This is a genomic window from Gammaproteobacteria bacterium (ex Lamellibrachia satsuma) (genome assembly GCA_019623805.1).
Taxonomy (GTDB): Bacteria; Pseudomonadota; Gammaproteobacteria; order Chromatiales; family Chromatiaceae; genus QGON01.
The window spans coordinates 1074763-1088659 of the sequence record CP053680.1 but is presented as its reverse complement, the minus strand read 5'-3'; the positions used below and the strand labels follow the sequence as shown (position 1 = coordinate 1088659).

The following is a 13897-nucleotide window of genomic DNA, read 5'->3' as shown; positions in this document are numbered from 1 at the left end:
AGTATGTATTACCCGGCAGAATTCCTAGGATGGGAAAATAGTCATGGGCTATTATCCGTCGTGGATAGCGGAAGGCAGGGGGGCAAGCGTTTCCTGGAAACGCCTAAGGAGATCGTGCGCTTTTTTTGTCTCCTTGTGCCGCATATCAGGATTGGATAGTAAGAAAAAGGATTTGTTCAATGCTCCCGCGGGATTGCGGACAATATTCAGAGTTCTTTTTTTTACAGCGCTTTTCATGCAGGGCAGCCCGGGTGGGATGTCTGGACACCCTGTTTGTGATTCAGACAGTCCCTGGGGCATATGGGAGCAACTGACATCAGACCTTGGACCAGGTGCTGCCATAGCGGGTCAGCCAGTTGCGGATGCGGGCAGCGACCGCATGCTGGAAAAGGACCAGCCCATCGCTGCACAGGTGATATTGCAGGGTGCAGGTACAGACTCTGACGGTATTCCACTTTCCTATTACTGGTATGGCCCATTTCCGACCAGTGCCGATCAAGCTCCTGCTGTCTCCATCCCGGAAGGTAGATATGCCGCCACGCTGATTGTGGACAACGGCAACGAGCGTTCTGCTCCGGATACTGCAGAAATCAATGTCACTCCCTGTTTCGCAATGTCCGTCCGGCCAAAGCCTGGTCAGGCCAGCCTGATCTGGACCCACTTGGATGGTACCGAAAGGTACGATGTCTACAGAGCACATCAGAGCAGTCCCGGGAGTTTTATAAAAATTGCGGAAACCATATCGACTTACTCTACCTACCTTGATCTGGGGCTGACCAACGGGGAGAGCTATCTCTATGTGGTAGGCGCCCTGTCACAAGGTAACTGGTGTTATTCGGAGGTGGTCGCCACCAATCCGAGTGCACGGCGGAGTCGACGGGGTGAAGTCCCTCCGAACCATGCGCCGCTTATCTATTCGGCTGCCATCACTCACGGCACGGTTGGCGTAGCGTTCTACTATGATGTCAACGCGATAGATCCTGATCGAGATAACCTGGCTTATAGTCTCGTGTCTGCTCCTTCCGGTATGGCCATCGACAATGCCACCGGACGCATTGGTTGGACGCCCCAGAATCCCGGATCTTTTCCGGTTGAATTACAGGTAGATGACGGAAAGGGTTTAAGTGTAATCCAGGTGTTTACGGTTACTGTTGAAGACTTACCGCTGCTCAATAGTTCACCGTTGTTCACCTCCATACCTGATTTGGAGGCTGTGGTCAGTGTGGCATATATCTATGATGCTGCTGCCAGCGACCCGGATAATGACCCGCTAACCTTTGCTTTGGTTCAGGCACCCATCGGCATGGGTATAGATCCGGTCTCTGGTCAGGTGAGCTGGACACCCGATATTTCACAGATTGGCAATCAGGCGGTGACCATCCAGGCCGATGACGGACGTGGCGGCATTGCCGAACAGTCTTTCGTCATCATCGTGATGGCACCATCCAACCGGAATCCGGTATTTACCTCGACGCCTATCTTGGCTGCGGCGGTTGGTCTGGCATATACCTATGATGCTGATGCCAGTGATCCCGATGCTGATCCCCTGACCTTTTCAGTGGTTCATTCACCCGCTGGAATGAGTATCGATCCGGCTACAGGTCAGGCGAGCTGGATACCCGACGGGTCGCAGATCGGTAATCAGATTGTGAGAATAAGGGTAGAGGACGGGCAGGGAGGTTTTGCCGAACAGTCCTTCACTATCGTGGTAACACCCCTACCAAATCAAAACCCGGTATTCACATCGACACCGCTATTGAATGCGGTTGCCGGTGAATCATATACCTATGATGCTGACGCCAGTGACCCAGATGCTGACCCGCTCACCTATATACTGGTGCGGACACCAGCGGGAATGAGCTTGGATCCAGCCACCGGTCTGATGGCCTGGACACCCGACGTCTCACAGGTCGGCGGTCATGCGGTGAAAGTTCGTGTTGATGATGGACAGGGTGGAATTGACGAACAGTCCTTTACCCTCGTCGTGGCATTGCCGCCCAACCAGAGTCCCGCGGTCACCTCTACGCCTCCGTTGAATGCAGTGGCAGGTGTGGAATACCTCTATGATGTCGAAGCCAGCGACCCCGAGGCTGATCCGTTGACCTTTGCCCTGGTCCAGGCGCCAGCCGGTATGAGTATCGTTCCAGCCACTGGAGTGGTGAACTGGACACCAGACACCTCACAGGCCGGTAATCAGTCTGTAACGATCCAAGTTGATGATGGGAAGGGTGGTATCGCTGAGCAGGTATTCTCGATACTGGTTTCACCGCCAAATCAGCCGCCTGTATTTATCTCTGCCCCGCTCCTGGATGCCGCTGTAGGTGTGACCTATACCTATGATGTAGAGGCCAGTGACCCAGACTTGGATGCCTTGACCTTTACCCTTGAGCAGGCACCCATCGGCATGAGCATAGCGCCCCAAAATGGCTTGATTGCCTGGATGCCTGATCTCTTCCAGGCCGGCAGCCAAGCGGTCAAGGTGAACGTGGAAGATGGGCGTGGAGGCATTGCCCACCAGTCGTTTACACTCACCGTTGCACCACCACCCAATCAGTCTCCTGTCATCACCTCTGCACCGGTTCTTGATGCCATTGCCGTCGAATTCTATGCATACGATGTCGATGCCGGGGATCCGGACGGCGATCCGCTCATCTTTGCTATCGACACGGCGCCTGCTGGTATGGTCATAGATCCCGCCAGTGGCCTGTTGTCCTGGCTGCCCGATGCTGCCCAAGTGGGCGATCATTCTGTAGTCGTCAGTGTAGATGATGGACGGGGGGGGCTCGTCTCACAATCTTTCACCCTCACAGTGGCGCCGCCGCTGCCGGTGGTGCTCGAAGGGATCAGGCTGACGCCGGCTGGAGCACGTCTGACCGCCATCGGAACGACAATACCCTTGATGGTGACCGCCGATTTCTCCGATCGATCCACCCAGGATGTTACATCGCCTGCTACAGGCACCACCTATGAGTCCGGCAATCCCTTCGTTGCAACGGTGGGGAGTGACGGAAGGGTAACCGCTCTGGCAAATGGTGCTACGACTATCACGGCCCACCATATCGGCTTCAGCGATCGGGCTCAGGTAGTAGTCGAGGTAGGGGTTACCCTGGACAGCCTTGACATGTTGCCGGCACAGGTCACCTTGCGCACTGCCAACGATGCAGCCCAACTCATGGTGACCGGTAACTTTTCCGATGGCAGCAGTCGGGATCTTTCGGCGGCAGCCAGCGGCACTCTCTACACAAGTAACCCTGAGGGGATTGTCTTGGTCGATGAGGATGGCAGGTTGACGCCTCACATCAATGGGTCGGCCATTGTGACTGCCGTCAATGAGGACCGTGCTGTGGATAGCACCGTCTCTGTCGACATCAGCAGCGGCAGTGGATTCCTGCGCGGAGAGGTGTTCGACGATAGTAAAGGACTGCCATTTCCCGAAGCCAGGGTAAGCCTTGTTGAAGATGGTCGCGGTCTTGTGGTACCTCCGTTGGAGATCTCAGTCGGTGAGCGTGGGCAATACACGCTGCCCGGTATGGAAGGGGAAGCCTTGGTACAGATCAGTGCCGATGGCTTCACCAGTGTCGAGCGGCATGGCAGGGTGCCATCGGGAACCGCGCGAACCCTGCTTGATGCACGCCTCACACCCCTGGATGCCCGGTTTAATAACATCAGTTCAGCGGCCGGTGGCGTTGCCACAGATTCGGCGACTCTCTTTGAACTTACGCTGCCGGCCGGTGCCTTGGCGGTGGATACCGAACTCCGGCTGACTCCCATCAGTAACCAGGGGTTGCTGGGACGTTTGCCAGCGGGCTGGTCACCCATTTCGGTGATTGACGTAGAGCCGGGGGGGATCCCATTCCTCCAGCCAGTTGTGTTGACCCTGCCCAACCCATACAACCTGCCTGCCTCGTCCGCTGTTTCAGCAGTGATGTACGACAGAGGATTGCACCAGTGGGTGGCGCTTGCGCCGGCACAGATATCGACCGACGCAGGCAGGATTAAACTGGCGTTGGATGCCACCGGTCAGGTTGCGCTTCTGTTACCCGACGATGCGCCACACACGCCACCTGCATCTCAACCGGGGCAGCCTCTGGTTGGTGTCAACATGCTGGCCGTGCCCGATGCCGCCATTGCCGAAAGTGATGTAGTGCCGCCCTCGGCGCCACCGGGAGAGGGTGCGCGTGCAGTCGGTCATATCGCGATAACACCAGCCGATGCACTGCCCAGCGGCGCGCAGGTCGTTGGTCGAGTCAGCGAGACCTTTGACCTGCTCGATGGTGCACAAGTGGTACCGCAACCCTTTGCACAAGACCTCCTGTTGTATGCGCAACCTCGTGGGTCCCAGCCTTTGGCCCTGGCCACCGGTTTTCCCATCACCCCGTCTCGCGACTTCACGCTCCGCGAGCTGCAACTGGGTCGGGTCCTCATCGATGTCACTACACCTGGGAGCGATCTCGGTGGCGCTGTAGTGGGCACGACCGGGGGTGGCACCGGAGATGGCCAGGGCGCACTGGTGGAGATCCCAGTTGCCGCACTGTCGGCTGATCAAGTTATCGAACTGCTCCCTGCTGAAGTTGGGGCTCTGTCCCTGACGCTGCCCTCCGGGATCGAACTGCTCAATGCGCTTGCCCTGGATCTCAGTGGCACGATCCTGCCGGAAACCGCACTTCTGTCCATCATACGGCCTGCCGGAGTCACTGAATCTGACTCTATCGTTATTGCACAACGCTTTACGGACCCGGTCGGAGTTCCCCGCTTGCGTATCGTCGCTTTGGGCGAGGTCCAGGGGACGCGCATCCATACAAGGATCCAGGTCAACGGGTTGACCCTGCCGGGTATAACTAGAAGCGGGGATTACCTTTTTCTCCGTTCGATGGATCCGCTTGGGTTGGTCGCCGGCAGTGTATTTATGCCGGGAGGTGTGAATCCCCAGGCACAGGCCCTGGTGACCAGCGACAGCGCTCCATTCGCCGATATCACAGGCTTCGGTGGAGGCTACGTTGTGGCTGGTGTTGCGGCAACCCAGACCAGTGTGGCAGCGGCAGAGCTGGCCAGTGGCGATGCGGCCAGTGCCCAAGTCACAGTCGGCTCTGCGGCCACGGTGACCACGCTCGACATCACACTAAACCTGGTAGCGCCCAGCGTGGTCAGTACCGATCCCGCGGGTGGAGCGCTCGATGTCCTGCTCAATCAGCCCATCGTCGTCAACTTCTCCGAGCCGATAGACGAGACGACGCTTACCGATACCAGTGTGGTACTGACGCTCGACGATGGCACACCGGTCGCGGTAAGCCGGGTAGTGTCCGCCGATGGCAGTTCCCTGAGCATCATAGCGGCCGGCGGTCTGAGTTCCGCTACCGTTTATGTTCTCACACTGACAGATGCCGTTGCCGATCTGGGTGGCAATGCCCTGCTGCCGTTCGCACCTGTTGGATTTACCGCTATCGATACCTCCAAGCCACCGCAGCCGGAGGCGGGTCAGATCTTCGCCACCCTGCCCGACGAGGAGGGGATTGTGCAGATCATCGCCACCCAGGGTTCCGCCGAGGCAGGCTCTGGTGTCACCATCACCAATCTGGCAAGTCAGGAGACCTTCTCGACACTGGCCCAGGATGACGGATCATTTCGCTTGCGTATCGGCGCCGCGATCGGTGATGAATTGGGACTGACCTTCCGCAATGCTGCCGGCCAGGAACTCACGGTCCGTATAACGGAGTTTGAGGGCGAAGATGGCACCGTGGGATTTGGCGATGCCGGGGGCTCCGCCGATGACGGTCAGGGGCGTACCGCTTCGATCCTTCCCGGCGCGCTGGCTGAACCAACTCAACTACGGATCAAACACCTGGCCGATGCCTCAGGTCTTCCCGTATTGCCGTTTGGCTTCAGTTACATCGACCAGTTCGATCTGTCACTCGACGGCGGACGTTTCAAACGCCTCTCCAGTCTGGTATTGGAAGAGAGCCAGGATCGCTTTGCGCCGGTGACTGTAAGCAGCGCGCCTTTTGCAGGCAGTGGATCGCTGATCGTGCCACTGGATTTTCTGGTCAACGGTACGGTGAAGTTCAACGCCCGGGCCGAGGATGAGAACGGTGAGCGCCACAACCTCGATACTACAACCCTCATCGTCGGCGGCGCTCCGAATACAAATGTGATCGAGCAGGGATTCGTCTCCCGCTTCCCGACTCTTTACCTGGAAGCACCGACCGAAGGACTGCCCAACCAGCAGCTTTCCGCTTCAGCCATCGCCCCGGCGGCGCGGGTCGACCTCGAACTGCCGGTACCGTCTACATTGGCAGGTACGCCAGACCTTTTGTTGATGCGCCTCACGGAACTTGTGGGCGAGCAAAAGCTGGCCCTGGTCGACCGGCTGGAGATCGTCGATGTGGACGGAACGCCCATGCTGATGACATTGGGCCGTGATCTGCCTGGTGCAACATCCAGTGCAATATATGTGGTCGTGGCGTCAGACCAGCCGCTGGTGTCGGTAACCGGGCAGAATACAGGACCCGCGGCGACCATCGCGCTGGACGGGACGCCTTTCGTGTTCGAGACGGAAGGGCCGAACGCAGCATTTAACCTGCCGGTGGTTTCCGCCACGGCATTTATCCTTTCGTTCAACGATCCGGTCACCGGTGCGGTAAACGGCATGGCCTCTGGACAGGCGCCGGTTATCGGTAGTCTGGACATCGGTGAGCCGTTGGGAGCGGTGGCCGGTACCCTGTATGTAGACGCAAGGCCCGGGGCAGATGCGCTGGTCGATATCGGCGCTGCACTTGAATTCGAATTCTCCGAGCCTATTGATACAACGACCTTGAGTGGAAATATCGTCGTCACCGATGATGCAGGTAATCGTGTCTTCGGGCGTACCTCTGTTGCAGATGATGCCACTCGCGTCACCTTCGTACCGACGCGGCGCTGGGGTTTTGGCCGGAGTTATCGTTATGGCATCTCCACCCGATTGCTGGCGGTCTCCGGCGCGCGACTGGCGCTGCCTTTCGGCGACGAGTTCACTACCTTCATGCCGAGTGTCCTTGATGGCAATACGCTGGGTGTTGCACGTGATGTGGCGGTATCCGGTGATCTTGCCCTTGTCGGCGGGGATGCCGGTCTTTCCATCGTCGATATCAGCGTGGCCAATGTGCCGGCAGTGCTCCATGAGATCCCGGTGGCTGGCGGCGTGTCCGGTGTCGCACTGCTGGAAGGTGCAAACCTGATCGATCGCGACGGCAATCCGGTCGCAGGCACACTGGGTTTTGCAGTCAGTGGTGAGGAGGCCGGCTTGCTGCAGGTCTTCGATCTCAACATTGCTGGCACGCCACTGATGCTCGGCAGCACCCAACTCAGTACCTCCGCTGGTCAGACCCCGCCGACCGGCGTGCCCGACTCCCCCGGTATCCCGGCGGCGGTAGCCGTGGGGCCTGGTCAACAAGCCCTGGTTGCAGTTCAGACCATTGGTGTCGAAAGTGTCGACACCGGCCAGGCTATTCCTGACGATCCTGCCAATCCCGGCGGTGCCATCGGCCCGCGGTTCCCGGCCAGTGCACTGGAGACGGCAAACGGTGTCGCCGTACTGGGTGACAAGCTGCTGGTTGCCGGCATCAATGGTCTGACCATTCTCGATGCCGCCTCCCTGGCGCTCATCGGCAACGCATCGACCACCGGCAACGCCCTCGGCGTAGCAGGAGTTGCTGGTTTCGAGATGGATATGAACGGTGACGGAACCATCGATTCCAATGCCGAGACCTTCGACCTGGCCGTGGTTGCCAACGGTGCAGACGGTACCATTCAGTTCTTCGACCTGCGGATTCCCACGAACCCGATCCTGATCAGTGCCGTGCGGCTGAATCACCCGGCCAACAGTGTGGCGCTCTCCCGCGAAGAGGGTCTGGCATTCGTCGGTGGTGGGACTGACGGTGTCGCTTTGGTGGATCTGTCCGGGCCTGTCAGCATCCAACCCATCGACCTCGATTTCGATACCCTGGACGACCGCGTGCTCGGCCAAGTGTCCACACCGGGTTCGGCGGGGTCTGTTGCACTGGATCTTGTCCGCGGTGTGGGTTATGTCGCAGACGGAGCCAGTGGACTCACCGTGGTGCAATTGCTACCCCCGCGCACGGCGTTCACCCAGGTTCGTCGAGATCCGGTAGCGGCCATTACCGGTGAGGAACAATCGATTCTCGATTCCCGCCTAGCCTTCGTGACGGATGACGAACTCGAGATCACAATCAGTTCAGTGATTCCTCCCCGTTCCGGCTTGTATCTTGCCATTGAAGAGGTTCCAGGCGCTGGGGGGACGGCCGTCGTAACGTTTCCTGATGGCACGACATCGGCGCCATTGAGCAGTGGGAGCAACATATTGGTCGCCCGGATCGGTGACCTTCCATCCACCGGCAGCCTTGTTTCACTCAAGATTCAGGACCAGGGTGGTCGATTGCTGGATCGGTTCGATCTGGAATTGTCGCTCCCGGATAGCGGTGATGCAGAGCTTGTATCCCTGTTCGCCGCACCGGAAGAGGTGACGATCCCCGCGGATGGGCAAACGGCGCAGATCTCGGTGGGGGGGCGGTTCTCGAACGGACTCTCACTCAATTTGACCGGCTCCTCCAGCGGGACCCAGTACAACGCATTGGGTACGGCCGTTGCCACGGTCGATACCGAGGGCCTGGTGACGGCAGTAGCTGGTGGTAGAACCATGGTCCAGGTTTCCAACGCGGGGCGTGGGGCCGATGTTGGTATCGACGTACAACAGCCTCCTGCCTTGACGGGGATCCGGCTCGATCAGACATCCCTCACCCTGGTGACCCCCGGCGACCAGGTGCAACTCCAGGTGATGGGCCTGATGTCAGACCAGTCGGATGCCGACCTGACCCTTGATTCGGGAACCCAGTACAACTCGGACGCCACGAATGTCGTCAGCGTGGACTCGAATGGCCTGATCAGCGCCACTGGTGAAGGTATCGGTGTCGTATCGGTCTCCAACGGGGCCTTTACGGATTCTGTTCGAATTGCGGTGGAGTTTCGAACGCCTCCCGATGTGGCGGCAATCGATCTGGCTCCGTTCGCCGGTCCAGTGCGCACCGACCGGGGATCAGTGCTGATGCAGGCCGGAATCAGCGGTACAGGTTCGCTGGAGGGGCTTACGGTCAGTTTCTCCATTTTGGATTCCGGATTGGCCCCGATAGTGGCGGTGACTGATTACTCCGGGGTCGCACTCGCGGGAATCGTGGAATCCTTGGGCGCCGGTTCTTATACGGTTGAAGCTTCCATCATCGATCCCGCCTCCGGTGACGTCCTGATAGACGTGGAGTCATTGGTAGTCACAGCAGCGAGCGGGGACATCGAGCCGAACGATACTCTGGACTCTGCGTCGATCATCGATCAGGACATGCCCATCAACGGTGGACTCGACGGGGGTACGGATACCATAGACAACTTCAGGATGACTTCGTCGACCGGCGGTACCCTGACGCTCATCCTTGAACTTGCGGAAGGCACGGCGCTGAATGACGTGACGGTGCGCCTCCTCTCCTCAGACGGCAGCGTGCTGGCGGTATTCACTCCCGACGCCGAGTACAGTAGCTTCGAGTTCGATATTTCAGACGGCGACAGTTATCTGGAGGTCGGTAACGGTGCGGGTCTTCTCGACTACAGTCTGAGGGGTTCGGTAGAGGCGGGGCCACTGGAAGTGCTCTCCGTGAGTCCTGCCGCTGGTGGAACCGCCACCCTGGTCACGATCGCCGGCTCAGGATTCAGTACCCTGCCTTCGGCAAACATGGTGCAGTTTGGCGGCATCATGGGTGAGATGATCTCGGCGACGTCCACCCAACTACAGGTGTTGGTGCCGGCAAATGCCACAGATGGACCGGTAGAGGTGGTAGTCGGCTCTCAGAGGGTCAGTGGACCCGAGTTCCTGACCGGCAATACCGGTCCGCCCCCAACACCCACCGGCTCACGGCTCGACCCGGACAGCGTCAGGCGAGATCCGGTGACGGGTCTGGAGATCGTCGTCAACCAGCTGATCGCCCGCTTCCGGCCCATCATCGAAGGGGCCGAGGTCGAGGATCTGGCGTTGGCTCTCGATGGCCAGGTAGTCGGTTATCTCCCCTTGTCCAATACCTACCTGCTCGAGTTTTCGGCGATAGAAACCATCAAGGGGCTACATGACCTTGAGCAGACCCTGGGCGCGGATCCACGTGTGCTTTTTGCCTCCCATAATGCACTTGGCGATTCGCGCGGGCGTTTGGATACCCGCGATGGCGTAGCAAGCCATCATAGCGATGCCTACCGTCTGGCAGGGATCTTCGAGGCCACAGAACGTATCCGCAGGACCCCTCCTTTTGACGACCCATCGAATTTCGGGAAGGTGCATATTGCGTTCATTGACAGGGGGTTCAGTCCAATCGTTTTGCAAGAGTTCGATTTTGCCCATACACAGGTGCACGAGCTTGAATGTCCCACCGCATTTACCGGCCCCTGTACAACTGAATTAGTTCAATATTCTCAAGACCCTTCGGGCCATGGCACCGCTATGGTGAGTATAGTCGGCATGGATAACGACAACACAGAGGTGAACGGCATACTCAGCGGGATCTACCAACCAGACCCGGTTGAACAGCAAAGGAATAAAAACAATAATACTTTCTCCATCTACGCCAGTCCGGCGACCGACTTTCAGGCCGCCCAGGCACTCCTCTTGATAGCGAACGATCGTGGCCTTATGGCGGATGTCGTCGTGTTGGGCTGGGGCTGGGATTATGATTCGCCCGGGATGCATCAACAACGCTGCATCAGTCTCTTTACCCCAGTGCTGGCGAACATGCTAGACAGGACACTGGTCATCGTGCCGGCCGGGAATGCTGACAGGAGCGACCAGTACGACTGTCCAGGCAGCCTGTCGGTCGACCCAGCCCTTGGAAACGTCATGACAGTCGGTGGCATGACCGTACATCCCGGCAACCGGGGCAGACGTCTGCCGGGCAGCAACTATGGACCCACCATCACCCTCGCTGCCCCTGCAGAGGATATCCTGGTCGTGAATACCATATGGGATCCCAATCCCGGTTTGCCTTATATTAATCGAACCGGCACATCCTATGCAGCCGCGATGGTCGCTGGAGTTGCCGGCATGCTTCAAGCCATACACGACTGCTCTGCCGCTGGCGCTGACGTGTGTCCGGATCCGCCGGTGCCCCGGTTTAAGCCAGCCGAGCTGAAGAAGATCCTGCTGGAGACCGCAAAGGATAACTCCTCATCTTGGGACCAGGGCGACATGAAGCGCCTGAACGCCCTGGGTGCGGTGCATGAAGTGTTGCCGAGGCTGGACAGGCAGGCGATATACGTCGCAGATCAGGATGCATTCAATGGACCCGGGGAGCCGCTGGGACGATTGATTGCCATGGATGTGGATCCGGTTACAGGTGAGCCGGGGCTGAGCCAGGTCGTGCCGCTCAAACTCGATGCTGATTCTCAGACCCTGACCGGGGCTCGGCCGACGGCCCTTGAAACCTGCGGCCCCTTCCTGTTTGTCGTAGTCGAGGATTCGTCCGGCAACCTGGGAGACGGTGTAATGCAGATTTTTACGCCTACTCTGGAGCCGATGGCCTTCTACCCGTTCTCCGGCGCCAAGTTCCCTGTCCCGGCTGCAGGCAATTCTCAGCAAAAAGTGAAGCTGATGACCAACAGGCCTGGAATGGTCTGTTCCAAGGATCGCACACTCCTCTATGTGGGAGGTACCCGGGGAATCACCATCATCAATGTCGTGCAACGCAAAATGGTCGAGAGACTGTCCGATCTCCCCAATAGCGCCAACATAACACCTGCTGAACTCACTGCCTTTGATGAGAGGCGGGTGAATCTGCTGCAGTTGTTCGATGTCGGCATTTACGCTGTCGATAACAACGCCATCCCTCCTGTCAGTGGGTATAGAAGAGTGACCATGGTTTCCTGTCTTGAACTGTCACCCGATGGGAAGACACTCTTTGCCTGTCTCTCTACTGGCAGGGGGAAGGGTTCTCAACCCGGTGCCATACTGCCAATCAATGTGGATCTCCACAAGGACGCCAACCCCGAACAGGGGCTGCAAAGAGATTTTTCCGATTATCTGTCACTGTCCATGAATTTCCAGGGCTGGCCATCGGCTAATCCACAGGATGGGGTCGAGAAGCTCATGATGCTCATGAAGAATCCCGGATCCACTGCGGGTGGCGATGAACCATCGGATGTGGCGGTCAGCGCGGATGGCAACTACCTCTATCTCCTGAATGGTGGTGTCTTTGAGTACCAGGGTATTCTCGACGGCAAGTTCCCGCCTGAATATTACGAGGCTCTGGCAGGTGGTCAGGCAATCGGCGCGGCTTCAAGCGCAACCTCGGGCGGTATTGATGGTCTGCTTCAGGGGTTGAGCAAAATGGTGACAGAGATCTCGGGAGTATATGCGGATCTCCTGCACGATCTTCTGGAGGATCTGAAAAAAGGCAAGACCCTGCTGAGCGCGCCGGGGTATACCGGGACGTTTGCCGCAAAAACCCACCAGGTGACTGGAGGAACCTACCTTCAGGGCGATCGGGTTTGGTTTTTCCCTCCAGAGGTCCTTTTCGGCTGGAACGTGAGTACCAGCGATAACAGTCTCCTTCTCGATCAGTCCTATCAACCACAGGTATTTGCGAAACGTCCGTTCGCCATGTCGACCAGGCCGACCCCCGGGCCGCTTGATAATCCTTTTTCTTCATCAAGGGCGCTTGTTGCCTTTCATCAAACGGGTAACTTCGGCGTCCTGGATTTGGTCAGGCAGAGGGAGTTTCAGCAAGCACCACCCAGCGGTTCTGTGTCGGAAGGCATTGGCGCCCATCCAGCCTTTGCCCAGCTACCGCCTGGTATGTTTCAGGGTGTGGTTGGCGTGACCCCAGCGATACCGCTGGATGCGCATCTATGGCCGAGGAGAGGGCTCCTGCCGCTACAGTCATCAGGTCCAACATTTACCTCACCGCTCCTTCCCAGCCCGGATGAGGCACTGTTATTTACCAATGACCTGGTGTATGCCCAGAGCGGGAGGTTCGCCGTGGCGAGCCATGCCGGTTTTGGTTCGCCCATCACCTACGAGCAAGTCGTCGTGGCTGACTTTGCGGAGGATGAGGAGGACTCAGTGTTTGTCAGGGGCCGTCTGGAGGATCTCGGCTTCACCGTCAGTGGCACGACGGCAACTGGCGCGGCAGGTACCCTCGATGAAGGGGTTCAGTTTGTACCGAATGGTTTTGCCGACTTCCGGCGCGGCGGTGGGGCCATCACCATTATCCACGACGAACCGATCTCAGATGACTTCATCGAACATTTTGATACTACTGTAAGTGAATTCAGCGAAGGTTCCGATAGGGCCTACTTTTCGGTCATCCCGGTGTGCAAGAAGGTATTGGGTGGTACCAGCGGACCTACGTCACCGGGCTGTGAGGAAGAGGTGACGACACGGGTTTATGACTATCGCACGCCCGATTCCACCGAAAAGAAACGGTTTCACCGGCCACGTGGTATCGCTATCGATCAGTTTGTTTATCTTACCTGGCCTCGTTTCGGTGATCACATAGTCCAAGATGATGATTTCGCCCTCGAATGGCGCGATCCGCGGGTCATGAAGGCCAGCTTCTACATCTACGACCTGGACGATACCGACTCCAACGGAATCCCGCAGCGGATCAGCAGTGAAACATTCAATGTGACAACCGATGAGAAAGCGAATCGGCGGTTAACTCGTGATCTCACATCGCTGGTCGATTCAACACTACTCGAGCATCTTCATAGGTACCGTATTAAAGTCCTGCTGCTCTTGGACACCCCTGCTCTTGGTGGACAATATCTGTTTACCCATGTGGATGTCACTTACGACGAACCATAAGAGGCGATGTAACAC

1 protein-coding gene is annotated in these 13897 nt (G+C 58.0%); it reads left to right on the top strand.

Annotated elements, in window-relative coordinates:
* Positions 1–256 precede the first annotated feature (256 nt).
* On the top strand, positions 257–13882 hold the full coding sequence (locus HPY30_04635; GenBank protein QYZ65332.1) for a S8 family serine peptidase: 13626 nt from the start codon (positions 257–259) through the stop codon (positions 13880–13882).
* Positions 13883–13897: the final 15 nt, after the last annotated feature.